Annotated in this window: 19 protein-coding genes and 1 tRNA gene; 10 read left to right on the top strand and 10 right to left on the bottom strand. The window is 41.4% G+C overall.

Features of this window, described 5'->3' with window-relative positions; all coding sequences use genetic code 11:
• Positions 1 to 141 precede the first annotated feature (141 nt).
• On the bottom strand, positions 142 to 1905 hold the full coding sequence (locus tag V7K62_RS17920; RefSeq protein ID WP_334866269.1) for a tetratricopeptide repeat protein: 1764 nt from the start codon (positions 1903 to 1905) through the stop codon (positions 142 to 144).
• Entirely contained in the window at positions 1895 to 3187 is a 1293-nt protein-coding gene (locus V7K62_RS17915) for an ATP-binding protein (RefSeq protein WP_334866267.1), read from the bottom strand. Before V7K62_RS17915 ends, V7K62_RS17920 begins: the two co-directional genes overlap by 11 nt.
• A 531-nt stretch (positions 3188 to 3718) precedes the next feature.
• On the opposite strand from V7K62_RS17915, the gene recQ reads away from it, so the two are divergent.
• The 4 genes from recQ to V7K62_RS17895 all read left to right on the top strand — a co-directional run bounded on the left by recQ (position 3719) and on the right by V7K62_RS17895 (position 8319).
• Complete coding sequence (gene recQ, locus V7K62_RS17910) at positions 3719 to 5881, top strand: DNA helicase RecQ (protein WP_334866265.1); 2163 nt, start codon at positions 3719 to 3721, stop codon at positions 5879 to 5881.
• Positions 5814 to 6476, top strand: a complete 663-nt coding sequence (locus V7K62_RS17905; RefSeq protein ID WP_334866409.1) for a hypothetical protein — start codon at positions 5814 to 5816, stop codon at positions 6474 to 6476. The genes recQ and V7K62_RS17905 overlap by 68 nt, the downstream gene beginning before the upstream one ends.
• Before the next feature lie 67 nt (positions 6477 to 6543).
• Positions 6544 to 7116 carry a Uma2 family endonuclease gene (locus V7K62_RS17900; protein ID WP_334866263.1) on the top strand — a complete coding sequence of 191 codons (573 nt, stop codon included), beginning with the start codon at positions 6544 to 6546 and terminating at the stop codon, positions 7114 to 7116.
• Between the two features lie 12 nt (positions 7117 to 7128).
• Complete coding sequence (locus V7K62_RS17895) at positions 7129 to 8319, top strand: MFS transporter (RefSeq protein ID WP_334866261.1); 1191 nt, start codon at positions 7129 to 7131, stop codon at positions 8317 to 8319.
• Positions 8320 to 8715: 396 nt separating this feature from the next.
• Here the strand turns inward: V7K62_RS17895 and V7K62_RS17890 are convergent, their stop codons facing one another.
• Positions 8716 to 8961: a hypothetical protein gene (locus V7K62_RS17890; RefSeq protein ID WP_334866259.1), complete on the bottom strand. Its 246-nt coding sequence runs from the start codon at positions 8959 to 8961 to the stop codon at positions 8716 to 8718.
• A gap of 244 nt (positions 8962 to 9205) precedes the next feature.
• On the opposite strand from V7K62_RS17890, the gene V7K62_RS17885 reads away from it, so the two are divergent.
• Entirely contained in the window at positions 9206 to 11182 is a 1977-nt protein-coding gene (locus V7K62_RS17885) for an AMP-dependent synthetase/ligase (protein WP_334866257.1), read from the top strand.
• 42 nt (positions 11183 to 11224) lie between these two features.
• The gene (locus V7K62_RS17880; RefSeq protein WP_012412623.1) at positions 11225 to 11674 is read left to right on the top strand and encodes a YlqD family protein; all 450 of its coding nucleotides are present in this window, start codon (positions 11225 to 11227) and stop codon (positions 11672 to 11674) included.
• Positions 11675 to 11715: 41 nt separating this feature from the next.
• Here V7K62_RS17880 and V7K62_RS17875 read toward each other — a convergent pair whose 3' ends face one another.
• On the bottom strand, positions 11716 to 12237 hold the full coding sequence (locus V7K62_RS17875; RefSeq protein WP_334866255.1) for a hypothetical protein: 522 nt from the start codon (positions 12235 to 12237) through the stop codon (positions 11716 to 11718).
• Positions 12238 to 12644: 407 nt separating this feature from the next.
• Between V7K62_RS17875 and V7K62_RS17870 the strand changes: the two genes are divergently transcribed.
• A complete protein-coding gene (locus tag V7K62_RS17870) occupies positions 12645 to 13949 on the top strand; it encodes a dihydrolipoamide acetyltransferase family protein (RefSeq protein WP_334866253.1) in 1305 nt (434 codons plus the stop codon).
• A gap of 148 nt (positions 13950 to 14097) precedes the next feature.
• Here the strand turns inward: V7K62_RS17870 and V7K62_RS17865 are convergent, their stop codons facing one another.
• Together V7K62_RS17865 and V7K62_RS17860 are read right to left on the bottom strand one after the other, a co-directional pair.
• Positions 14098 to 14676 carry a hypothetical protein gene (locus V7K62_RS17865; protein WP_334866251.1) on the bottom strand — a complete coding sequence of 193 codons (579 nt, stop codon included), beginning with the start codon at positions 14674 to 14676 and terminating at the stop codon, positions 14098 to 14100.
• Positions 14677 to 15315: 639 nt separating this feature from the next.
• A complete protein-coding gene (locus V7K62_RS17860; protein ID WP_334866249.1) occupies positions 15316 to 16497 on the bottom strand; it encodes an RtcB family protein in 1182 nt (393 codons plus the stop codon).
• 388 nt (positions 16498 to 16885) lie between these two features.
• Between V7K62_RS17860 and V7K62_RS17855 the strand changes: the two genes are divergently transcribed.
• The 3 genes from V7K62_RS17855 to V7K62_RS17845 all read left to right on the top strand — a co-directional run bounded on the left by V7K62_RS17855 (position 16886) and on the right by V7K62_RS17845 (position 18636).
• Entirely contained in the window at positions 16886 to 17773 is an 888-nt protein-coding gene (locus V7K62_RS17855; protein ID WP_334866247.1) for a class I SAM-dependent methyltransferase, read from the top strand.
• Positions 17770 to 18498, top strand: a complete 729-nt coding sequence (locus tag V7K62_RS17850; protein WP_334866245.1) for an HAD family hydrolase — start codon at positions 17770 to 17772, stop codon at positions 18496 to 18498. Before V7K62_RS17855 ends, V7K62_RS17850 begins: the two co-directional genes overlap by 4 nt.
• A gap of 65 nt (positions 18499 to 18563) precedes the next feature.
• A tRNA-Ala gene (locus V7K62_RS17845) sits at positions 18564 to 18636 on the top strand.
• Between the two features lie 3 nt (positions 18637 to 18639).
• On the opposite strand, the gene V7K62_RS17840 is transcribed toward V7K62_RS17845, so the two are convergent.
• The 4 genes from V7K62_RS17840 to V7K62_RS17825 form a co-directional block, all read right to left on the bottom strand.
• Entirely contained in the window at positions 18640 to 19332 is a 693-nt protein-coding gene (locus tag V7K62_RS17840; protein ID WP_334866243.1) for a M48 family metallopeptidase, read from the bottom strand.
• Complete coding sequence (locus V7K62_RS17835) at positions 19329 to 22793, bottom strand: type I restriction endonuclease subunit R (RefSeq protein ID WP_334866241.1); 3465 nt, start codon at positions 22791 to 22793, stop codon at positions 19329 to 19331. Before V7K62_RS17835 ends, V7K62_RS17840 begins: the two co-directional genes overlap by 4 nt.
• A gap of 289 nt (positions 22794 to 23082) precedes the next feature.
• A complete protein-coding gene (locus V7K62_RS17830; RefSeq protein ID WP_334866240.1) occupies positions 23083 to 24387 on the bottom strand; it encodes a restriction endonuclease subunit S in 1305 nt (434 codons plus the stop codon).
• Positions 24380 to 25489: a hypothetical protein gene (locus V7K62_RS17825; protein WP_334866239.1), complete on the bottom strand. Its 1110-nt coding sequence runs from the start codon at positions 25487 to 25489 to the stop codon at positions 24380 to 24382. Before V7K62_RS17825 ends, V7K62_RS17830 begins: the two co-directional genes overlap by 8 nt.
• Positions 25490 to 25519 lie beyond the last annotated feature (30 nt).

Genomic DNA, 25519 nt, shown 5'->3' with positions numbered 1-25519 from the left:
ACGAGCCGATTTCCGATAACGCGATTATATAGTAGAAACCTGGCTTGAGAAAAAGGCGATCGCTAACCAAATCGAAAACATCTCATATTTTTGACATCGCTCAATTTACTCCTTGTATCTGCATCTCTGCGTAATTTATTATTAACTTTTCCCCATCGCCGCCGCCAGTTTTTCTAAATTATCCCGCACAGCCAGACAACGAAGATGCTCAACACCCCAAACTCGCTCACAAATTTCTAAAGCTTGCAAATAAAGTGGCTCCGCTTCACCATAACGCCCCGTTGCCCGATAAATTTCTGCCAAATTATTCAGACTTTCCGCAACATTAGGATGATTTTCTCCCAACAAAAGCTTATCAAGTTCTAACGCTTTTATACATAAGGGTTCCGCCTCATTGTAACGTCCCTGTTCTCTATACATATAACCCAAAGCATAGATAGTATCTGCTAAAAGCGGATGCGCTTTTTGTAATACATGCTGCTTGAGTTCTAATGATTGCAAAAACAAAGATTCCGCTTCACTGTAGCGTCCTTGAGCGCGGTATATTAAACCTAAATTGTGCAAATCTGTTGCAACATCAGGATTCTCTTCTCCTAAAAATCGCTTATCTAATTCTATTGCTTGTTGTGACAACGGTTCAGCTTCACTGTAACGTCCTTGATGATAATAAAGTAGCGCTAAATTATTTAATACAAGAGCGAAAGAAGGATGATTTTCACCCAGCAGACGTTTTTCGAGTTCTAATGATTGCAGATACAAAGGTTCTGCTTCCTCATAACGTCCTTGTTCATCATATAGTAGTGCCAAATTGTTCAGACTGGCGACAACATCGGCATGGTTTTCTCCCCACAGGCGTTTTCTCAGTTCTAAAGCTTCTTGGTATAGGAGTTCCGCTTTACTATATTGTCCAGTAGATTTGTAGAGTCCTGCCAAATTATTCAGGCTAGTAGCAAAAGAAGGATGGTTATCTCCTAGCAGGCGTTTCCTCAATTCTAAAGCTTGTTTATATAAAGGTTCGGCTTCGCTGTAGTGTCCTGTTGCCCGATATATTCCTGCTAAATTGTTGAGGCTAGTAGCTAAATCTATCTGCAAACCTAATTCATTTTGTAGTTCACTCGCCTGACGCCAATATTTAATTGCTAATTCCTGTTCTTCTTGATAATTTTGAGATTCACCCCGCTCTAATCTGCTGCGATAAATATCACCTAATCTTGAATATAAGGTAGCCAAGGTAGGATCTTTAGTTCCTTGTTCCTGTTCGACTTTCTCGATTAGCCTTTGTAAATCTTGGATAGGTAAGAAAAAAGGGTTATTTTCATTAGTATCTGTGCTGGCTAATTCTGTATCTCTAAAAACAAAGCGTATATGTTCTAATTCTTTACCAGGAATAGCATTTGTCTTTTTAGATTCAAACCGAAATACACCATTTCGCCAACTCCAAAAATCAGGGGCTTTTTTAATCAGGTTGACTAAAATTTGGTTAGTTACCCAAAGCACGATCGCAAAAGGAAATTCGCGCAATCCTTCCCTTGTCCACTGTAAGTAACCAAAAAATTTCTCCTGTTCCGATTGCTCATTTCCCAACCTGAGAAAATAAAGTTGTTCAGCACCCGTTACAGTAATTACCGCCGGGTTCTGCTGACGGAAATATTCTTCTTGTTGTACCAGTTGGTTAAGAGTAGCTTTGAGACTTGGTTCCTGACGTGCTAAAGTTACTCGATATGGACGCAAGGCGGGTTGTAGTTCAGCTTCATATTGAGCAATAATCTGATCGCGAAAGCTAGCATCATCGCAAACCGCAATCAGTAAATTTAATCCCCGCTTTTGAGCTTCAATAGAAACAATTAAATCATCATACGCATCTAGATTTTCTCCTTCATCATCTAATAATTCTTCATTTAACATTAATAGCTCCCTGTCTTTTCAAGCTTTCGATAATAATTGGATGAACATCGTACCAAGTTTCATCAGTGCGATATTCTAGAACATACAGCCCATGTAGCAAATCCAAAAACTCTGCTTGTTTGGGGTCATTGGGCATAAATTGTTCATAAACACTCTGCAAAATATCTATATCAAGTTTTCCTAAACGTATAGAAAAATCATTGCGAATTTTATTGATTGCTTGAAGAAGAATTTTATCATCAATGATAACTTCGGCTGAGGGATTTCGCCGGATCATTCGCAAACAAATGCGGCAACATTCCTTAGAGATCCGAATTAACTCTCGCAATACGCCACCACTGTAAATCACGATTTTTTCAGCAGTTTCTGCCGCGATTAGTTCACTAGGAATCCGCTTTTGTAAAACTTCACCGAGAATCTTTGTTGCTTCCGGGCGAGGTGGGGCATTAGGAAAGCGATTTTTACCTTTATCAAATATTTTTAAGACAGGCATTGCCACAACCTGATCGTTAGTTTCAGTGGCAATTATTGTGCTGATAAATGTTTCCCGAAGGACTGCGATCGGGATAGTGTAGATAATTTGAAAGTTAGGTTGGCAGAGAGCTTTAATATTATCTCGATAAATTTCGTTAACTCTTCCTAAGTCAAGTTTATCTAAATCATCAATAATTACTAAAACATTTTGTTTAGTTGCAGCTTGAATTAGAGCAGCAATTTCGTTAATTCTGGCAACTAAATCTGATAACTTGCGTTCAAACTCTTGCTTAATTTCATCTCGAACGCTAGCATCAGCTTTTAATTTAGAGCTAATCAATTTTAAAAGGTCAAAACCTATACTAGCTTCTGCTTGCAAATTTAATTCTTCAGTGCGAGTGCGGGTAGCAAACCACTTATAAAGAGCTTCTTTAGTAGATTGGGGAATATCAACTTTGCGTGCTTCTGCCTCTGTCATTAAATTAACTGCGATCGCAAACAGTATATTAATATGATTAACAGCCGACATTTCAATTTTGTCAGCAATAGAAAAGAGAACTACAAAATATTTATCTTGAATTTGTCTGCTAAACTCAGCTAACAAAGTAGACTTACCACATCCTCGATGTCCTGTAAAGACAATTTTGCCATCTCTATTAGGACTATCTTCCACTAATTGGTTCAGGTCTGCAATCAAATCATCACCATATTCGACTCTAAATCTTTCCATTTCGTTCCGTTCCATTAACGGAAACAGTTCGAGATTGCTGTATGCTTCTTGAAAGGAGTTTAATAAGTCTTGAGACATTAGATAGTGCCGTAAACGTGCTAACTATCCATATAATGGCTCATGATTTTTCAAGTAGAAGTTAAGGTAATTACAATTTTCCTAGCTTTGTAAATAAATGACTACTAAGTGATACTGTCCGATCTTTTCAAAGAGGATACTTTACCTTTCACAATTCCAACCAATAAATAAGTAATAGAGCTGAATATAAATAATAGTGAATGATAGATTATACATTCAATAAATATAAATAAATAATAGATTATACATTTGAAATAGTGAAAGCTACCTAACAAATCAAGAAAATTAAATTTTCATTTACAAAATAAAATTTTTAGCGTCTTTTGCTTCTGTATCCTCTTCCTATTTCTTCTCTACAAAATTTACGCGACCGCTCATTGTATGATGATTGATGAGCGTGCCGCAGCTACGCCCGTCGTAGACATCGCTGTAGAGAAAGCATGGTCTGACCAAAGCTGCCGATGATGTGAGTTAAAATCCTGATATCTTTAATAACTACTCACGCAGACAGCCCCCGAAAAAGCGATCGCTATGCTTCAGTATCCTCATCTCGAACAAGCGCTAAAATATCACTTCGGTTACGACAGATTCCGCCCCGGACAACGGCAAATTATCGAAGATGCGCTGCAAAATCGAGATTTAATGGTTGTGATGCCGACTGGTGGGGGAAAATCTCTGTGTTTTCAGCTACCAGCATTGTTAAAAAATGGACTAACGGTGGTGGTGTCGCCGTTAATTGCTTTGATGCAAGACCAAGTAGAAGCACTGCGAAATAATAATATTAATGCGACATTTCTCAATAGTAGTTTGAATGCTTACAAAGTGCGATCGCGGGAAGAAGCCATCCTTAGCGGTAAAGTAAAATTACTCTACGTCGCCCCTGAACGCCTCCTCAGTGAAAGGTTTCTACCGTTCCTCGATTTAGTTAAAGAAAAAATCGGTATTTCTAGCTTTGCTATTGATGAAGCGCACTGCGTTTCGGAATGGGGACACGATTTTCGTCCAGAATATCGCCAGTTAAAATCTCTGAGAAAACGCTATCCTGATGTTCCTACCGTCGCCCTCACCGCCACAGCAACCGATCGCGTCCGTGCTGATATCATTCAACAATTGGGGCTAAAGCAACCTAGCATCCATCTCGCCAGTTTTAACCGTGAAAATCTTTATTACGAAGTTCGTCCTAAAACTAAATATGCTTACGCTGAATTGTTGGAACTAATTCGAGAAACTGAAGGTTCGACAATTATTTATTCTTTGACTCGGAAAAAAGTTGATGAACTCACTTTTAAACTGCAAAATGATAAAGTTGTTGTTCTGCCTTATCACGCCGGATTAACTGATGAGGAACGTAGTAGTAATCAAACACGATTTATTCGAGATGATGTCCGGGTGATGGTGGCAACAGTCGCCTTTGGGATGGGAATTAATAAACCTGATGTGCGGTTAGTAGTTCACTTTGATATGCCCAGAAATATCGAAAGTTATTATCAAGAATCGGGTCGGGCAGGTAGAGATGGAGAAGCATCTCGGTGTACAATATTTTTCAGTTTTGGTGATGTTAAAACAATTGAATGGAGTATCGATCAAAAAACTGACCCTCAAGAACAGTTGATTGCTAAACAACAACTGCGGCAGATGATCGATTACGCTGAAGGCACTGATTGTCGGCGAACGATTCAACTGGGTTATTTTGGCGAAAGATTTCCTGGAAATTGCGGTAACTGTGACAATTGTCGTCATCCCAAACCGATGCAAGATTGGACAATTGAAGCCATGAAGTTTTTGTCTTGTGTGGCGCGTTGCAAAGAAAGATTTGGGATGCTACACATAATTGATGTGTTGCGGGGGGCAAAAAAAGATAAAATTATCCAGTACGAACACGATAAACTTTCTACCTACGGTATTGGTAAAGATAGAACTCTAGATGAATGGCGAATGTTGGGGCGATCGCTTTTACATCAAGGGTTAATAGAACAAACTAGCGATGGTTACTCAGTTTTAAAACTAAACCCCCTGAGTTGGGAAGTAATGCGAAAACAACGCACAGTTTCGCTAGCTGTAACCACAGTCCAAAAGATTACCTGGGAACAGGGGAGTGAAAAAGCTGAAGAGGCAGAAGTATTATTACAGAAATTGCGATCGCTACGTAAACAATTAGCTGATGAACAATCTGTACCACCTTATGTAATCTTCCACGATTCCACTTTAAAAGTGATGGTGCAGGTGCAACCCCAAACGTTAGCTGAATTTGCCAAACTTTCTGGTGTAGGTAGTCACAAACTCGCTCAATATGGCGAAAAGTTTATTACAGAAATTCGCGCCTACCGCCAAGAAAAAGGTTTGCAAAATAAATCTGTTACTTCCACTTCCGTATCATCTCCCAACTCATCTTCTTACACTGAATTACAGACATTACAATTACATCAACAAGGTTTAAATATTGCTCAAATCGCCCAAAAACGCAACCTTAGTCCGGCAACAGTTAGCAATCATCTAGAAAAACTAATTGAGAAAAATCAGCCAGTTGATTTAAATCAATTAATACCTCTAGAACATCAACAAAAAATTTGGCAAGTTTTAGAAGTACTCGGCGATATTTCCCTCACTCCTATCAAAGAGCAACTAGGTGAAAGCTATACTTTTGATGAAATTCGTTTATTACGGAGTAAGTGGCGGCGCGAAAATCGCAAGTGATGATTTGCTTAGGACGAGTAATACAAACCAAAACAATCATTGGTTCGTTATGAATGACAATAAAATGAACGTGAGAGAGAAATCAAAACTCTCAAATATGCCAAAATCAATGCATTGCTTTAACTTTATATATTTGCTTTTTTGTGTTTCGCTTATTGCATTTGGAGTCAAGTTAATATCTGCACCAGAGAAGATGACAACTTTCTCGTGTGAGCGAACACCAAAACACATCAATTGTCAGTTGGCTAATCGAGATTGGTGGGAGTCCTCTGTAAAAATCTATTCTGAATTAGATTTGTGGATGGGCGTAGAAGTTAAGGCAATTCATGATGGTGGAGAGAACCAATATTATGTCAACCCTGTTATTAAGGATGGAGAAGACTATCGCATTTCTCAACCCTCATACTGGCAACCATCAGCACAAAAACTTGCTGACAAAATTAATGCCTTTCTAAACGATTCTCAACAGAAATTTCTGACGCTCACTCAAGACAATTCTAACCCACTTATATTAGGTGGCTGGTTTTGCATTCTATTTGGTGTATTTTGTTTAAGTCTTACTATTTGCTCATATATTTATTTTTTGAAAAACTAGATAGATAAGGAAGCTAAACTTAAATCTTATGATTAAAATACAAGAGCGAGATTAAAGGAGTTAGCCGATGAGTCAGATGCTTAATACAGGAGTACGCTGGACAATTCACGATGTGGAACTTTTACCAGAAAATGAAGGGACGCGCTACGAGATAGTTGATGGAGAATTATTTATGACCAGGGCACCTCACTTTAAACATCAGCAAACTTGTGGCAGAATTTTCCAACAGCTTAACATTTGGTCGGATTTTAGTGGTTTAGGGGAAGCTGTAATCAACCCCGGCGTTTTGTTTTCGGAATCAGATAATGTGATTCCTGATGTAGTTTGGGCTACTAAAGAAACCTTGGCGCTAACATTGGATGAAGCGGGACATTTAACTGGCGCACCAGATTTAGTAGTCGAAGTTTTGTCTGAAAGCAAATCAGACGAAAGACGGGATAAGGAAGCTAAACTTAAGCTTTATTCGTCCAGAGGAGTAAAAGAATATTGGATTGCTGATTGGCGATCGCGTAAACTAGAGGTCTATCGACGCGAACAAAATCAACTTAAGTTGGTAGAAACCCTATTTAGTAGTGATAATATAATTTCTCCTTTATTGCCTGGTTTTAGCTGTACTGTAAACCAGTTTTTTCCTGTATAAATTTTAGGTTGAATGGAAAAACAAATCTCAAGTAACCCATTAACTAAAGTCCAAGTACTGATTATGGCGATCGCAGCTGGTGTCTGTGTTGCTAACGTTTATTATAATCAGCCAATCCTCAAAGATATTGCATCATCTTTTGGAGTCAGTGAAGGCGAAGCGGGTAGCATATCTGTGCTGACGCAAGTTGGTTACGGTTTTGGGCTTTTCTTTTTAATCCCCTTGGGCGATAAAATCAACAAGAAAAAATTAATTCTTTGCTTACTGATATGTTTGTTCTGTTTGTTGATAGCCATGACGTTTTCACAAAACATCATTGAAGTTTGGATATTGAGCATAGCAATTGGGATTGCGACAGTCTCGGCTCAGATTATTCTTCCTTTAGCAGCAAGTATAGATAGAGTAACTACAGGCCAAACCGTAGGCAACATTTTTACTGGTATATTGATTGGAGTTTTAGGAGCAAGGGTTTTTAGTGGATATATTGCTGAATGGTTGAATTGGCGTTATGTATATGGATTTTCGGCAATAATGATTTTAATTGTTATTCTCTTACTCCAGATATATTTGCCGAATGTCGAAAATGAATTTAATGGTTATTATTTGGAATTATTAAAATCAACAATTCAACAATTACAACGTTTTTCATTATTAAGAGAAGCGTCTTTAATTGGCGGGTTATTGTTTGGTGTATTTTGCTCATTTTGGACAACGCTAACTTTCCATTTAAGCGGGCCGCCTTTTAATTTTGAATCTGACACAATTGGGATGTATGGCTTTGTAGCGATCGCAGGTGCATTGATGGCACCAGTTTTTGGTAAACTAGCCGATCAAGGTAACTCCCAACGTTCCTTGACTATTGCTGTATCGCTCGTGATTGCAAGTTTAGTAATTGCTAAAATTGCTTCTAATTCAGCGATCGCGATCGGTGTTGCTGTATTGTTAGTAGATGTAGGCGTACAGGCAGTCCAAGTCACCAATGTCGCAAGGATATACACTCTCGATGCTCAATCGAATAGTCGCATCAACACAGTTTACATGACGAGCTATTTTATTGGCGGTGCTATAGGTACTAGCATTGGTCTATTATGCTGGCATCTTGGTGGCTGGAATTTGGTAACTTGGCAAATGTTAGTTTTTACTTTGCTGGCATTTTTTATTATCGTCAGACCTAAAAGAACTAAAGCAATAACAAATAAATAATCAAACTCTCGTTTTTCATTAAAACAACAACAAGTAGAAGGTCACAGTTAAGTAGCTAGACACAAATAAACCTAACTATGTAACGAAAAGTAAAAACGCTGAAAACCTTGTGATTGCTTATCTACGACACGCTACGCGAACACTCCACTTCGTTACGTACCCTGCGGGAACGCCAAGGGCGAACGCAATGACATAGTTGTAAATTTTCTCACCCAGGTACTTAGCACACTCATTATTTTCCCAAATCCGTGCAGGAGTTACGAAGAAAAATATCCCCGACTTCTTCAAGAAATCGGGGATCTTAGCCTGTCGAAATTAGAATGAATTTGTGTTGAAGAGTTAATTGAATAGCTGGTTGTCGGAAGTACTGAGGAATTTTTACTTGCAAACAGTCCATTAATTCGGAGAACACTTGGCACAGAAATCAGGACTAAATTTACAGTATTGGCTACCTGTCAGCACGTAAGCTGTACAATAAGGAAAACTGGTAAGTTTGACTCTGGCTGCTTGTAATTTGGAACCATTCGGTAACAGTTCAGTAAGTTTGGTTTTATCAGCCAGAAGAATAGCTAAAAGCTTAGGCAACACCATGCAAGCAACAATATTGAGCAACGTTAGCATTATGCCGTCGATAAAATTCATAGGTAATCATCTCCTGTGAAATATAGGCGTAGCCAGTCGTAGACATCGCAGTTCTGAGATGCAAACACAATCATTGCTTGCACTCTATGTAAATCAACTTTAACATAAATTTTTGTAAATATAAACGTGGAATTCCTGGAATGATCATACACACAAGGGAATGTGGATAATAAGGATGGTTATTGTAGCGGAATAACAAAATAAGCTGGAAAATAATCAGTTTAAAATCTTTAGGTAAGGTGTTATGTCAAAAACCCAAACCGCGTCTTCTTTTTTATCTAACATCAGTGAGCGAGAACGCCAGGCATTAAAGCGGTTGGTAGATTACACAAATGTGGAATCACTGCCAGAAATTTGGCCTTTAGCAGCTCAACAATTTGGTGATGTTGTCGCCCTCCGTAGCCCTCACAGTAAACCAGAGGTAGTAATTACTTATACCCAGCTAGCAGAGCAAATGCAATTATTTGCTGCTGGGTTACAGGGGTTGGGAGTAAAAGTAGGCGATCGCATTTCCCTGATTGCTGACAATAGTCCTCGCTGGTTTATTGCCGATCAAGGCATAATGACGGCTGGAGCAGTTGATGCCGTGCGTAGCGCCCAAGCTGATAAAGAAGAACTGCTGTTTATCATCGCAAATAGCGGCAGTACAGCGATCGTAGTTGAGGATTTAAAGACACTTAAAAAACTACAAGACCGCCTCAAAGATTTACCAATTCAGGTGGTAATCTTACTTTCCGATGAAGCACCACCAACAGACGAAATCCTAAAGGTGCTGAACTTTACACAGTTACTCGAAATTGGGGTAAATCATCATTTTGTGCCAGTCAAGCAAAATCGTGACGCTCTGGCAACTCTAATTTACACCTCTGGCACTACAGGCAAACCCAAGGGTGTAATGCTGTCTTATAACAACTTGATGCACCAAGTGATCAGTTTTGGCACAGTATTGCAACCAAACGTGGGCGATATGGTTCTCAGCATCCTACCTTCGTGGCACAGCTACGAACGAACTGTTGAATATTACCTACTATCTCAAGGTTGTACACAAGTTTATACTAATTTGCGCTCCGTAAAAGGGGATTTGAGACAATTTAAACCCAACTACATGGTGGGTGTACCCCGCCTGTGGGAATCGATTTATGAAGGAGTGCAAAAGCAGTTTCGTGAACAACCAGCGAACAAGCAACGCCTAGTTAACTTTTTATTGGGCATTAGCGAAAAATATATCAAAGCGCGGCGAACTGCTCAGGGATTGGATTTAAATAATCTTCATGCTTCAGCCATCGAACAATTAGCAGCTAGGATACAAACATCAGCTTTATTACCCCTCCATGCCTTGGGAGAACGACTGGTTTATGCCAAAGTTCGGGAAGCCACAGGAGGACAAGTTAAGCAAATGATTAGCGGCGGCGGTGCGCTTCCCAGACACATAGATAACTTCTTTGAAATTATTGGTGTGCAGATTTTGCAAGGCTATGGCTTGACAGAAACTTCTCCTGTTACCCACGTTCGGCGTCCTTGGCGAAATTTGATTGGTGCATCAGGGCTACCACTACCCGCTACAGAAGCTAAAATCGTCGATCCTGAGACAAAAGCGCCTTTACCAATAGAGAAGCGAGGCTTAGTATTGTTGAGGGGGCCGCAGATTATGCAAGGCTATTACCAAAATCCCGAAGCGACAGCGAAAGCAATTGACGCCGAAGGTTGGTTTGATAGCGGCGATTTGGGTTGGCTGACACCACAAGACGATTTGGTGCTGACTGGCAGGGCGAAGGATACGATTGTATTGACCAACGGGGAAAACATCGAGCCACAGCCGATCGAAGATGCGTGTTTGCGATCGCCATACATCGATCAAATTATGCTCGTCGGCCAAGATCAGCGCAGCCTGGGAGCCTTGATTGTCCCCAATGTCGAAGCCATAGAAAAATGGGCAGCCAGCCAGAATCAGATACTGGATACGCCCAATGATCGCGTGACTTCCTCAGATAGTCAAAAAATTGACTTCGAGAGTAAAATAATCCAGGATTTATTTCGCCAAGAATTAAATCGGGAAGTACAAAATCGTCCAGGTTATCGACCGGATGACCGCATCGGAACGTTCAAACTCATTCTAGAACCGTTTTCCATAGAAAATGGTTTGATGACACAAACACTGAAAGTTCGACGACACATCGTCACGGAACGCTATCGCGATATTATTGACGGCATGTTTGCCTGATGATTCCACCTGCTAACTGTAAAGAGTGAACGTGAAATATTTATGGATGTCTCCAAATCTAATTTGCTCCTGAAACGCGTCGTTAACGTCAAAGTTATTGTTACTCCCCTCTGGAAAGAGGAAGTACAACAGCAGCTGCAAACGCAAATCAATCAACTTGACCAGCAACTGCAACAGCTAGACGTTGAAGGACAAAGAGCGATCGCAGCAATTCAAAAGCAGAGTCTGCAACCACCTGGCCCCCAGACCCTCCAACAAATTGACAATATCCAACTCCAAGTCAATCAAAAGAAAAGTGAATTTTTAGAGCAGAAAAATCAGTTGCTGCAAAACCTCCAGCAAGTTCAGTTTCTCCAGCAAGATCAGGAAGTCAACCAATTTCAAATGGAAGGCTTTTTCCGGGTAGAAATCGGTGATAACCTGATTAGCAAAATGCAGGTCGAAATCGTTCTGCGCGATGGCGTTGTCGAAGAAATTCGTGGCGACATTTAAATTTTTCATTTGTCCTTTGTCATTTGTTTTATGACCAATGACTAATGACAGATGTGATTTAACTTGAGTTTGGAGCGGCTCCCAGCCCAACATTCTGCCTGGGAGCCAGCCCAAACAATTTGCCACACTGGAGGTGAGCTAATAAAAAGCGATCGCCCAAAGCTTGTCATCTCAGCTCGATATTTAACCGTCCCAACTGAATTATCACCCTGCTTGATTTGCGTAATCGTCACCAACGCCTGGTTTTGTTGCGGATAAGCTACCTCTATCTTTCGCGTTCCTCCCACTGCTATGTCCTCAAAGGCATTCAGGGCGAGGGTAGTAGGATTACTACCTTGGAGAGATGAGTTGAGCTTTTCTAAAGGTATAGTTTGATAATCGGAACGTTCTGAGAATGCTGCAACTTCCTGAGACTGATGTATTGCTCCCACCTGCTGGGTTTGCTCATCACTAGTCTCAACAATCGGTGCAGATTGCTGGTGCTGAATAATATAAACTCCAGCACCAGCCGTGGCAGAGATACTTAATATCACAATCAAAAAGAATTTCAGCTTTGCTGACATAAAAGTAAACAGGAATTTCAAATAGGTTTATTACCAATTTTGAATTCTAGATTGAACTGCATCCCATATCCTCTATCCGTGAGAAGCTCTTGTATCTTAAGTAGTGGTTATGAGGAATATAAATAGTAATTCCATTTAATCTGTGAGAAAGTCATGGTGGTTTTTGCAAGTCAATGACTAAAACGAGATCGAGATATTGGCTAACCATTGAGTATAGGTCTGTATTATAGACCTCTAAGCCATATTTAGGTTCCGAAAGTCAATCGATTAGTCATTAGTCAAAAGCTAATGCCCAACGCCCAATGCCCAACCTAAAATATAAACTGTCTAAAACTCTCCCACCAAGATACAATTCGATCTGACAAAAGCTGTTAAAGTCCATAAACCATTGATTCCCAAACCACCCTATGAGCATTCACGAAGTATTTATGCCGGCGCTGAGTTCCACCATGACGGAAGGCAAAATTGTCTCCTGGGTGAAATCGCCAGGGGACAAAGTGGAAAAAGGCGAAACAGTGGTGGTTGTAGAGTCAGATAAGGCAGATATGGATGTAGAAACCTTCTATGAGGGATTTCTGGCACATATCATAGTTGAAGCTGGTGAAACTGCCCCGGTAGGATCTGCGATCGCCTTCATCGCCGAAACGGAAGCTGAAATTGAACAGGCGAAATCTCTGGCCAATTCCGGTGGTGCGGCTGCTACTACTACCTCTTCCCCGGAACCAATCCCCGCCGGTACAGCCTCAGCTGCAACACCTGCCTTAGCGTCTCAAAACGGGTCTAACCACAAAGAAGGAAGGCTGGTAGCTTCACCCCGTGCCCGCAAGTTAGCTAAAGAACTGAAAGTTGATTTAACTACACTCCAAGGTAGTGGCCCCCACGGCCGCATTGTCGCCGAGGATGTAGAAGCATTGTCCAATCAGGGCAAGCAACCCGCTCCTGCCCCAGTTGCCCCAGCAGCACCCGTACCAACCAGCGCCCCAGTTGCACCCCCAGCACCTCGGACACCAGCACCCACGCCAACAGTAGCGGCTGTTCCTGGTCAAATCGTACCTCTAACTACCTTCCAAAATGCCGTAGTGCGGAACATGGTAGCTACCATATCCGTGCCCGTCTTCCGTGTCGGTTATACAATTACTACTGATGGGTTAGACAAACTTTATAAACAAATTAAATCCAAAGGCGTGACAATGACAGCGCTACTGGCGAAAGCTGTAGCGGTGACATTGCAAAAACACCCATTGTTAAATGCTAGCTACTCAGAGCAGGGCATTGTTTATCATTCTGATATCAACATTTCCGTAGCAGTAGCGATGGATGATGGCGGATTGATTACGCCTGTGCTGCAAAATGCCGACGCAGTGGATATATATTCTCTATCGCGTACTTGGAAGTCTTTGGTAGAACGTGCCAGGGCAAAACAACTACAGCCCCAAGAATATAACAGTGGTACTTTTACCCTGTCCAATTTGGGGATGTTTGGCGTAGATAGATTTGATGCGATTTTACCGCCTGGACAAGGTTCAATTTTAGCGATCGGGGCATCTCGTCCGCAAGTGGTAGCAACAGCAGATGGTTTGTTTGGCGTGCGGCAACAAATGCAGGTGAATATTACTTCTGACCACCGGATTATTTACGGTGCCCATGCTGCGGCGTTCTTGCAAGATTTAGCGAAATTGATTGAGACAAATCCTCAATCTTTGACAATGTAATTTTGAAAAGACACCAAATTTAAATGTTAGCGCTATTAGCAAGCAGCAGTTTGTCGTAGAATAGCGCTAACAATAAATAATACCTACACTTAAATTTTTGATGGACAAACTATAATAATTTTGGAATGCTATATATTCCTTGCTCGGTTTATGGGTTGTACTCACACCAAAACCGATGCTTAAATCCAAGCCAATCGCCAGTTTGAGTATAACCGAGATCGTATGCATATCCACTCTCCCAAAAACTGATGGTATAACGTCTACAACCTTCAAGTGTCTCTTGCATAAGTTGTCTGACTTGCTCACCTTTGGGATAACTAATCATTTCTGAGAGCGACTTATCAACCGCAAACATTCCACTAGCTTTCAATCCTAATTTAATAGCTTTTATTTGATTGGATGAAGTAGTACAAAGAATTCGATGCTTATAAGTATAATTGTAGCCGCCATAATAGTAGCCATAAATTATGATAGGTTCTAGCCTTGCAAGAATTTTGTTTATCTTTTCAAACAAGTCCTGTGTATTTGAATTCTTAGATTTGCAAGAGGTTAGAGCTTCAACGTTTACATCCAACGAACCAGTATCCTGGAACTCAACCTGGACAGGAACAGTGGGTATCAGACAGAGCCAGTCTCGGTCTAAAGTCTGACCCAAAATAATATAAACTTCAAAATTGTAGTCAGTATAACTAGTATCATAAAGTACGTAAACTTCAGGGTTTTGCAAATTCTGTTTAACGAAATAGGCTAGAGCTTGGTAGACATTTGCACGCTGCTCTAGTACGTAAGAAGGGACTCTATCTTTGCGCTCTCTCCAATATGGAGCGTACTCACAGTCTTTTACTTGAGCAGTTGGTGTTCCTCTAGATTCAATATCCTGCTAATGTTGAATTGCTCGATCTATCTTAGTAGATTGAACAGTAGAATAAACAAAGCCCTCGGAAACTAAAAACTTCCAAATGTTGAATTTTCCTTGCTCTTCACTATTCCAGAGAAAAAGATTGTTCCAGAATTTCTGAACGTCAGGAAGATTTGCATTGTAACTTTCTAGAACCCTAAAAATTCTTTCCGTTTCTGAATGCATTTGTTACCCTCAATTGAGAATCCGCTTCTGCTACTATATTACCCAACAGAATTCTGAACTGTTGCTCTTATTCCACAATTCAAGTGCAAGAATATGACTTATACCAGTAAATTGGGCAGCCTCAGTCATTAGCTTATTTTCACTAGCGCTGACAGATGCCTCTATTTATTCAGTCGATTCACTTAAAACAATCATTTATTCCTCAGCGTACCTCTGCGCTTAACTCAGCGTGCCTTTGCGTTTAAAAAAATAAAAAAGGTGGGCATTACCCACCCGATAAAATTATCCTTTAACACAAAGAACTTGCTTAAGTGTTGCTACAACCTCAACCAAATCCGCTTGATTCCTCATAACTTCCTCTATCGGTTTATAAGCACCAGGAATTTCATCTAATACCCCTTCATCTTTGCGGCATTCTACGCCATTTGTTTGCTCTATTAAATCATCAAGTGTGTAGACGTTTTTGGCCTTATTTCTAGACATCAAACGTCCTGCACCGTGAGAACAAGAACAAAAACTCTGAGCATTACCTTTACCTTTGACGATGAAAGACTTTGCGCCCATCGAACCAGGAATAATCCCATAGTCTTCAGTCTGGGCGCGGACTGCACCTTTACGAGTAACGTATACATCCTCGTCAAAATGGACTTCTTTTTCAGCGTAATTGTGATGACAATTAACTTGCAATAAAGCTTTAGTTGCCTTCCCACCGACTAAATGCTTTTCAACTATGTGCTTAAAACGCGCCATCATCACATCGCGGTTGACACGCGCATAGTTTTGTGACCATTGCAAATCGTGCCAGTATGCTTGGAATTCTGGCGTACCAGCGACAAAGTGAGCCAAATCAGGGTCAGGCAATTTATTACCTGCCATTTTTGCTAATTCTCTGGCTGTATGAATATGACATTGGGCTAGTTTATTGCCGATGTTGCGCGAACCAGAATGCAGCATTAGCCAAACTTGATTCTCTGTATCGAGGCACACTTCAATAAAGTGATTTCCTCCACCGAGAGAACCCATCTGTTTCATTGCTTTACTTTGTAGGTCTTGCACGCCGCGATGCAAGTCTTTAAAATCATCCCAGTGTTGCCAGTTGGTAACAGATTTTTCAACGTCTTTATTTTCGTTGAATCCAGTCGGAATTGCTGCTTCAATATCCAAGCGGATTTTCTTGAGTTTACCTTCTAGTTGTTCGGCGGTAAATACTGTTTTGATAGCGCTCATACCACAACCAATATCCACACCTACAGCAGCTGGTATAATTGCCTCTTTCGTCGCAATTACAGAACCAACTAAGGCACCTTTTCCTAAGTGAACATCTGGCATTAATGCCACGTGCTTAAATACAAATGGTAATGATGCTACATTCTTGGCCATCTTGGTTTCTTCTGACCCCAAAGAGTGATTTGCCCAAGATAAAACGGGTGCTGGTGCGGTAATTTCTAACTTTTCGTAGGGCATAATTGTTTCTATTTTGGATTTTTAATTTTAGATTGGGCAGATGATACTGATAATTGTCGCTATGGTTTATAACCTATTATTTAGTACTTCTCAAGCTATTTTTTGGGTTTGTAGTAAGGACTTTAGTGCTTAGAATATAAAAAATAAAGTCCTTACTACGAACTTGCTTACCCTACTTAGTTGTAGCAATTTAAATGTTGTATTGTCTTTCATTTGGCTCGCTCAATTTTCGTAAAGCTAAATAACTACTTTTAGCGAGTACCACCTTTATGCTACAAATGTAACAATATGAATTACAAACGTCAAGCCGATCGCTCCGAGAAAGCAGATGTTTCCCAAATGTATTAAAATTTGTAAAGAAAATCACTCAAGTTCAAATACAATACTCATGGCAGTGCGTCAAGATACAATCTGGGAACGTTTTTTATCGCCTGTAGTGCGTCTTTTGATTGATGAGGAAGGCTTGAAGCGTTACGCTGATAGTATTGATTGGGAGAAAGAGAGCGATCGCTATCGACGAGATGATGTGATAATTCCGCCATACTACAGTAATCAAAACTTTCACGGGATTACTGGCGGATATCTCAATTACGGTGCAGCAGTTACTTACGATCCGATTACGCAATACGTTCTACCACCGACTGAAAGTATTGTCCGTCAAGCTTTAGTTGATGCTGTGAAGGTGAAACCACGACGCATACTCGATTTAGGCTGCGGCACAGGTTCCACTACTTTAATGTTAAAACAGGCTTTCCCAGAAGCAGAAGTTATTGGTTTGGACTTATCACCCTATATGCTGGTAAGGGCAGAAGATAAAGCGAGAAATGCTGGTTTAGAGATAGTCTGGCGACACGGGAATGCTGAAAAAACTGGTTTGAGTGATGCAACATTTGACTTAGTGACAGCTTCTTTGCTATTCCACGAAACACCAGACGCGGTTTCCTTAGCAATTCTGCGGGAAAGCTTCCGGTTGCTGGTAACTGGAGGGCAAGTATTAATTCTGGATGGGAATCAAAAAACTCTGCGTCAGTTAGAATGGCTTAATGATGTTTTTGAGGAGCCATATATTCGTGAGTATGCTGCTGGTAGTATAGACGCGAATATGGGGGCAGTCGGATTTGAAGCTGTGCGATCGCAGGATGTATGGTGGATAAATCAGGTAACTAGCGGCGTTAAACCAATAGCAACCGAAAATATCCGTCAGTACGCTCCCACATCAATAGATAATAATGATTTGGAGGGACTTGGTTCTCCAGCATTTGGCATAATGGCATGAGTTTAAAGGCAGTTCTCTTTGATTTTAATGGTGTGATCATTAACGATGAGCCAATCCACCTGCAACTGATAGATGAGATTCTCATTGAAGAAAATCTCCAACCCCAAAAGGTGAGTGAGCGTCAAGCAACTCTTGGACGCAGCGATCGCGCTTGTTTTCAGCAACTACTCGCTAATCGTGGTAGAGTAGCTAACGAAAACTATTTAACTCAGTTGCTATACCGCAAAGCTCAAGCCTATGTGGTGGAACTAGAAAAAATAAAGAAACTGCCTTTATATCCAGGTGTAGAAGACTTAATATTTCAGGTGCGATCGCAGAATCTGAAACTAGGATTAGTCAGTGGGGCTATTCGCGAAGAAATAGAACTGATACTCAATCGTGCTAAACTGGCTGAACATTTTAAAATTATCGTCGCGGGTGATGACATCACTACTAGTAAACCAGAACCTGATGGTTATCTACTGGCAGTGAAACGCCTGAATAAAGAATATCCTCAATTGAATCTTCAACCATACGAGTGTCTGGCAATTGAAGATACCCCAGCAGGTATTGAAGCGGCGAAGCGATCGCTTATGCAAGTTGTGGGAGTAGCGAATACTTACCCATTCCATATACTCCAGCGCTGCTGTAACTGGACTGTTGATTATCTCAGTGAGTTGGAACTGGAACGGGTGCAGAAGGTTTATTCTCAAAAACAGCCTCAGCAATCGGTAACTGAATGTTAGAATAGTCTATGGTGATAATGTATTGAGTTAATGAGTGATATTACTCTTGACTTGGCGCAGATTTTGGGGAATTAGCTCAGTTGGTAGAGTGCTGCGATCGCACCGCAGAGGCCATCGGTTCGAATCCGTTATTCTCCACTTTTATAAACTAAAAATTGCGCCGTTTTTCGCTAACCATTCTTTTCTATCTACGCAGTCAGGTAAGATTCGCTCTACCCTGTCCCAAAAATCTCTATTGTGGTTGGGTTGAATTAAGTGAATCATTTCATAAACGACGACATATTGTATCATGGAACTAGGAAGCAAAGCAATACGCCAATGGAAATAAATATCACCTTTGGGATTACATGAACCCCAACGATTACCGAGTTCGCGCACTTGTATAGAAGTCGGTTCTTTGCCGATTCTGCTAGAAGTTGATGTAATAATTGATTCTAAATGCTCTGGAATATGTCCGCGATACCACTGAATAAATAAATCTCGACCTTGCAGTTGATGCGATCGCAAAAGTTCAAAGCGTCCGTGGTAAAGTCTAAGGGGGTTGTCTGCGCTGTCTACTAATTTCAGGCGATAGCTGCGTCCTAAATAGTGGAAGCCTTCGCCAGGTAAATAAGTTTTTTGGGCGGCTGGCTGTTTGATAGCTGATTTTTTCAGCAGTTTGCTGTAAATCCAGAAGCGGCGTTGTTCAATAATTTCCCCTAGTTTTTCGAGAGGGACTTGAGGTGGTGTTGTTAAGACTAATTTACCGTCGCGTTCGATGGTAATTTCAACTGTGCGACGACGGGGACTTTCGCGCAGTTCAAAAGAGAGTTCTCCAACATTAATGGTTTTCATCGCTCTCGATTTGCATCGTGTCGTTCGGCTAATTGGGTAATTTGGTCTGCTAAGTCATCTAGTTTACGATCTGGGAAGAGATTTAAATCTTCTAATTTTAACCAGATTTGTTTGCGGAGATTATCTCTAGCTACTAAGTCGTTCCAGAAGCCGATTACATAACTTTGATTGTAGATAAAGTCTACCAGTTCGGTGGTAAAGTTTTGTAGTTGGGTGAAAATTTCGGGTGTTGGTGACTCTAGCGTATCGATGAGAAGATTGAAGAAAGGACGAATTCGGGCTGATGGTTGATTTTCGCTGACTTCGGTTTGTTCGGCTCGGACTTTTTGGGCTAAGGTTAAAAATTCTGTAGCGATCGCATTCCAATCTGCACCCAAACGTTGTAAAATTTCTTCTAGCTTGTCGCTGAGGTTGCGATAATAAACTGGGTCATCGTCTAAATGGGTGCGGATGTGGTAACGGATAGCGTGTTCCATTTCGGCCGCACGAGTTTGCACGGAATGTCTTTGTTGTACCCGTTGCTCAAAGTCCAAGTCTAAAATATTTACTGGTGGAATTTTGAGGTTAATCCCCTGAGATTGGATGTGTTGGTCTATCAGCGCTTGAACTTTTTCTTTCGCGTCTTCTGGGCGTTCATCTCGGAAAATATCATCGACTAATTTCTTTAATTCTCCCAATTTTTTCGCATCCTTCAGGTAGCGCAAAGCTTGGGGACGAGGTAAAAAGGCATCCATTGCTTGCAGAAACTCGCGCAGAAGTTGATAAAATTCTGCGCGCCCTCGCTCGTCATGATTTAGGATATTTACACAAGCTTCTTTGTCATCGTCAATATTTAAGTTGCGTTCTTGCCAAAAATTCATTACCCGTTGATGGGCTTCGTGTAGTTTGGGTAGTTCTTCTTGGATATCAAACCAAGCACCATCCACATCTTCTTGATCGTAGACACTCATGGCGGCGGCGATATCGATACCGTAATAGTCTACAATTAAACCATAGGTTTTACCTTCGGCGGTGCGATTAGTACGAGCGCTCGCTTGTAATAAATCATGTTCTACTAAGCTGCGGTCTACATATAGCACTTGTTCTAAAGGTGCGTCGAAGCCTACCAAGAGTTTATTATTCACAATTAAAAAAGCTAAACCGTCTTCATCTAAGCTTTTCCAGAAACGGTTTTTGTAAGTGGTATGGTTGTTTTCATCCGTCCATTGTTTCCAGGCTTGGGGGTCTTGTTTGCTGTTGGCGGAGATAATCGCCGCAAATTCTAAGCGTTTGATGGTATCTAGGTAAGGATAAGCTTGTACAAGGGTGCGGTATTCGGCTGGTGCTGATTCTAATTTCAGATTTTGCAGAATCACGGCATTTGATTCTAATTCTTGAATCAGTTCGTCTTTGGCTGCGGTAAGATATTGCTGGTACAAAACGCAAGCTTGGCGATCGCTAGCCGCTACTTGAGCTTTAAATTTACCCTGCATGATCCGGGTGACATAGTGGCGTAAGATATGTCTAGCCTTGTCCCTCATCAGTTCTTTAGCGTTGAGGACGTTCCTTTTTCCGGCGTATTTGGATTTAATCGCAGCCCGTTCTTCTGCGGTATAATCTTGAAATAGCACCTCAAAAAGTTGGTCTAGGGTGCTGGCTCCTTTAACTGCTCCCATTGTTTCCAGCCCTTCGTAGAAAATGGGAACGGTAACTTTATCTTTTTGGGCATCCCGAATACTGTAGATATCAATATAAGGATTTTCGTCATGAGCAAAGATGTCTTTTGTTTTCTTTTTCTTTGCTGAGATGATGGGAGTTCCTGTAAAACCAATTTTGGCGCAGTTGGGTAAAGCTTTAGAAAGGTAAGCGTGAAGGGTGTTGCTGTGGGAACGGTGAGCTTCGTCAATTAATAGTAAAATGTTTTCGGAAGGATTGAGAGCATTGTTTAGCTCATCAATATCAGCGTATTTTTCGATATTAAGACCCCTCTCCAAACCTCTCCCCGAAGCGGAGAGAGGCTTTGAATCTTGATTTTCATGCTCCTCCCTCTCCTCGTAGGAGAGGGAGGCTGGGTGGGAGAGGTCTGCGGTTTCACCCCTCTCCAAACCTCTCCCCGAAGCGGAGAGAGGCTTTGAATCTTGATTTTCATGCTCCTCCCTCTCCTCGTAGGAGAGGTCTTTGCGTTGATTAATTTTGTTAAATTTCTGAACCATCCCAAAAACAATACCCGGCCCTGTTTGTCGCAGTTTCTTCGCTAAATCTTTGATGTTTTGGGAGACTTGCAAAGTTTGACCGGAAAGGGTTGCTGTTTCTGATAGTTGGTCTTCTAAATCTGTGCGATCGGTAACGATGACAGCTTTAAACTGTTGAAGTTGGGGAATTGTCCGCAGTTTGCGGAGGATAAACACCATATCCAAGCTTTTACCAGAGCCTTGGTAGTGCCAGATAATACCGCCGCGCTGGTCTTGGTTCCCGTGTTCTGTTTTGGTTTTACCGTGTAGCAAGCGGTCGATGGCTTTGGATACGCCACGAAATTGTTGATAGCGCGGGACTATTTTGATGCGACGGTTGTGTTTGGTTGTGAACAGGATGTAGTGGCGCAGGATGTCCAGCAAGTTGGCGGGGTGAAGCATTCCGGCGATGAGTTGCTGGCGGCGGTTAAGTCCCGATATATCAATTAAATCCTCGTTCGTAGTGGGTGCTTCAGCGCTCAAATCAACACTAAAATCCTGACTACAAACCTGGGCGATGAAGCTGGAATCAAAGGGGCTGGTGTCTTTCCATTCGAGATAATGCTTGGGTTGACTCCCCACCGTACCCACAACAGCCCGCCCGGAGGTGCAGGAAATCATCAATTGGTTGTAGTGAAAAAGCCGCTCAATTCCTTCGGGTTGTAGGCTGTTGCGTTGGTTGGAGTAAAGTAGTAAGTCTTGAATCCCAGATTTGAGCATATCTGCACCTGGGGCTTTGCATTCGATGACGACGAGGGGAATACCGTTGACAAACAAAATGATATCGGGGCGGTAGTGACCTTTGGGGCCTTTTACTCCCGGTGGGTCGATGCGGAATTGGCTGATGGCGAGGTAGTCGTTGCGTTCCGGGTGGTCGAAGTCTATCAGGTTGATGGTAATTTGTTTACCTGTGAGTCCTTCGACTTTCACGCCTGTGAGGAGGAGTTTTGTCAGGGTTTCGTTTTTCTCCATCAGTTTACCGGGGCCGAGGTTTTGCAGTTGGCTGATGGCTTGGTTGATGCGGCGTTCGTCTAGCCAGGGTTGTCCGTTGTCGTCGAGGTTGATTTCTCGCAGTTGGCGCTGGAGTCGGGGAATTAGGAGAACTTCGTGGTAATTGTCGCGTTGTTCGGGGATTGCTGCTAAATGATTTGCTTCGATGTGTTCCCAGCCTAAACCGCCGGGAAGTTGTCGCATTTTTTGCAGTTGTTTTATTGTGGGTAGTTCTGTAGATGTATATTCAAGTCCCGTCATTTTGCGCCCCCTGTGGCGAAAATTGTACGTCTTCGTACAGCAGTTTGATAGGAAATTTAAACTCAATACAAACTAACTCTATTTCGTCGCTGTTGGTGTAAAAAGTTGTTTGAAAGGGCGGATGGAATTCGCTAGATTACGCAATGTGCGACTTATTCTTAAAACCCCTCTCCAAACCTCTCCCCGAAACGGAGAGAGGCTTTGATTCCTGCTCCCCTTCCCTCGTAGGGAAGGGGTTGGGGGTTAGGTCTAAAAGTAAAGTTGCACACGGCGTTAGATTCTTTTTTGGTTAAATTTTGACGCGCACCCGTCCGGTTAATAGGTCGGACATTAAGCCTTTTTTTAAGAGGTTGAGTTTATTTAAATACGTTTCCTTTTTAATAATTCGTTGTGTATATATCTCAATTCGCTCAACAATACCAATTTGCTCCTCTTTGTTAGGTACTAATACTAATAGAGCTTTCAGCATAGTTTGGTTAATGGTATTCAATCCTGAACTGGTTCCGCACAAACATTTCCAATAAGAACGAACCCATACACTGTTTAGCCAAAATAATGCAAACTTGGGATTTATTACCTTAGAACGAAGTCTGAAAAGGTGATTTTGAAAAGTCAGATTAACTGCTCCATCTGAAACAAGGGCACATCTTCCAATTTCATTTGGATCTGCATGACCTTCAACAATAAGTAAATCATTTTCTTGAAGTTTACGGCTAATAAATTCATCCTCATTAGCCTCAAGCTCTGCAATATCATCCAAAATAATTTTTTCACGTTTTACATTGGCAACACGCAGATACTTCCGTTTCTTATTACGTGGTCTTCGATGTTCTCCAAGAGTGAAGCCTGAAACTATATCGAACTCAAAACCAACTGATGAAATATCCCAATCTTTCGGAATTATCCCCAAGGGCGATCGCTTAAACAATTCAGGGTTACGTGTATAATCTCTCAGTTCGCCATGCTCGTCAATACCGCGTGTGAGGAGATCGTGCAGCAGTCCGGCTTTAGCTTTTTTAAGTTTTGTGATGTGAGTGTCGGTGAGTGCGATCGCTTTATCAATCGCGTCGAGAATTCCAGCAATCTTTTGTTGTTCAGTAATTTTTGGAATTGCAATCTCAATTTTTTCTAATTCTCCTAAATATAGCCCTGCTTGTGCCGTAGAGTTTGACCGTATAACTAGCTGCCTTTGAAAATAGTGACTTGCAGATAAGTGATAAAGATATCTCGAAATCAAATAATTTTTATCACAGCGTAAGACAGCAACACTTCTCTGAATTGTAAAACGATCACTTTTTTTTACTAAAGCACGACGGCCTAAAGTCCCAACTACTGTTAGTAGGAGATCATCATCTTCTAGCTCATATTTTCTATGTATTGTTTTATATTCAATTTCACTTATAAATGAGTCAGACTCATCCCAAAAAATGCCACCACTTTCAGTAATATTTTTTGCACTCAGTAAAGGTATCCCAGTATTCAGCCTTTTATGTGTGCCATGAGTTCCATCTTTAATTAAAGAACAACAGTTAACGAGTGGTAATTTAATCCAGCCACTAGGTAGTTGTTTAAGTTTTAAAGTATTATTATTCATACCCCAACCCCTTCAACAAATCACTCAACTGCAAATTAACCTCCTCCTCTTCCTTTTCAATTTCCCCCAACGTCACCCGATACTTATCCCACCAATTTTCTACCGCAGCAATCACCATCTGACGGTGTTCACTCACATATCTCTCCAACTGCATCAACAAATCCGCCTTAAACAAATCCAACACCAACCCCTGCGCTTTCTCCTCACTCAAACCTGCACTTGCAGCTTCCAACTCTTTTACAAGCAACCCTTTCAACTCCCGCACACACTTCCGCGCTTCCTTCAACCTTTCCAAAATCTCCTTGTAGGGTTGTAACTGCACCTCGATCTCGGCAATTTCCTGCTCTTTTGGGATCACCATTGATTGCAGATAAGCCAATTCCTCTTCTAAATCAGTTGTATCATTCCCCTGCTTATTCTCATACTTAATTGACCCCTTCTTGCGGTCAGTTCCCAGCAATTCCTTCAGCCGTTTTTGACCATCCTTAATTGAATATTTCAAATCCTTCAGTTGTTCTTCTAATAGCTTGACAAAGTTAACAACTTCCCCATCCTCCGACGCTTCCCCTTCCTCCCCTTGTTCAAACGCTTCCTTCTCCTGTTCCAAAGTCGCCACATCCGCCTCAGCATCTTCCAACTGTTGCAAATACTGCGGAACCAGCGCCGGGACAATTTTGTGACTCAAAGCGTCAAACTTATTACCAGATTGCTTACTTTCCGTATCTTCCAAAGCATCCCGAATTGTATCCACCCACGAATCAATCAAACCTTTAAAACCCAAATTCGCTAAACGTTTCAAATCAGCAGAAACCTCATAAGCATCTTCCCACCAGCTAGCAATAATTCCCATAGTCTTAAACCTATCTAACAAACCAATGGGACGCACCGCCGCTTCAAAGGTCTGTAAAAATTCTGCCCGCAGCTTCATCAACTGCTTGTTTTTAGGCAAATCAATTAAACGCTGTTGATGTTGCAGCCACCAATTGAGAGTAACTTGCCGTAGTTTGTCCTCCTGTTGTCCAATTCCGGCATCAGTTTCAATGCGCTGCTTAATTTGGGCGCGTTCGGTTAACGTTGGCTGAAAATCTAAATATTCTTCCATATTTATTAATTCGTAATCAATTTTGACCTC

This window comes from Nostoc sp. (assembly GCF_036917935.1).
Taxonomy (GTDB): Bacteria; Cyanobacteriota; Cyanobacteriia; order Cyanobacteriales; family Nostocaceae; genus Nostoc.
This window is presented reverse-complemented; position numbering and strand designations above follow the sequence as displayed.

Excerpts from the sequence above, each read along its gene's own strand:
- V7K62_RS17920 (WP_334866269.1), bottom strand. The coding sequence starts at position 1,905 with ATGTTAAATGAAGAATTATTAGATGATGAAGGAGAAAATCTAGATGCG.
- V7K62_RS17915 (WP_334866267.1), bottom strand. The coding sequence starts at position 3,187 with ATGTCTCAAGACTTATTAAACTCCTTTCAAGAAGCATACAGCAATCTC.
- recQ (WP_334866265.1), top strand. The coding sequence starts at position 3,719 with ATGCTTCAGTATCCTCATCTCGAACAAGCGCTAAAATATCACTTCGGT.
- V7K62_RS17900 (WP_334866263.1), top strand. The coding sequence starts at position 6,544 with ATGAGTCAGATGCTTAATACAGGAGTACGCTGGACAATTCACGATGTG.
- V7K62_RS17895 (WP_334866261.1), top strand. The coding sequence starts at position 7,129 with ATGGAAAAACAAATCTCAAGTAACCCATTAACTAAAGTCCAAGTACTG.
- V7K62_RS17890 (WP_334866259.1), bottom strand. The coding sequence starts at position 8,961 with ATGAATTTTATCGACGGCATAATGCTAACGTTGCTCAATATTGTTGCT.
- V7K62_RS17885 (WP_334866257.1), top strand. The coding sequence starts at position 9,206 with ATGTCAAAAACCCAAACCGCGTCTTCTTTTTTATCTAACATCAGTGAG.
- V7K62_RS17880 (WP_012412623.1), top strand. The coding sequence starts at position 11,225 with ATGGATGTCTCCAAATCTAATTTGCTCCTGAAACGCGTCGTTAACGTC.
- V7K62_RS17875 (WP_334866255.1), bottom strand. The coding sequence starts at position 12,237 with ATGTCAGCAAAGCTGAAATTCTTTTTGATTGTGATATTAAGTATCTCT.
- V7K62_RS17870 (WP_334866253.1), top strand. The coding sequence starts at position 12,645 with ATGAGCATTCACGAAGTATTTATGCCGGCGCTGAGTTCCACCATGACG.
- V7K62_RS17860 (WP_334866249.1), bottom strand. The coding sequence starts at position 16,497 with ATGCCCTACGAAAAGTTAGAAATTACCGCACCAGCACCCGTTTTATCT.
- V7K62_RS17855 (WP_334866247.1), top strand. The coding sequence starts at position 16,886 with ATGGCAGTGCGTCAAGATACAATCTGGGAACGTTTTTTATCGCCTGTA.
- V7K62_RS17850 (WP_334866245.1), top strand. The coding sequence starts at position 17,770 with ATGAGTTTAAAGGCAGTTCTCTTTGATTTTAATGGTGTGATCATTAAC.
- V7K62_RS17840 (WP_334866243.1), bottom strand. The coding sequence starts at position 19,332 with ATGAAAACCATTAATGTTGGAGAACTCTCTTTTGAACTGCGCGAAAGT.
- V7K62_RS17835 (WP_334866241.1), bottom strand. The coding sequence starts at position 22,793 with ATGACGGGACTTGAATATACATCTACAGAACTACCCACAATAAAACAA.
- V7K62_RS17830 (WP_334866240.1), bottom strand. The coding sequence starts at position 24,387 with ATGAATAATAATACTTTAAAACTTAAACAACTACCTAGTGGCTGGATT.
- V7K62_RS17825 (WP_334866239.1), bottom strand. The coding sequence starts at position 25,489 with ATGGAAGAATATTTAGATTTTCAGCCAACGTTAACCGAACGCGCCCAA.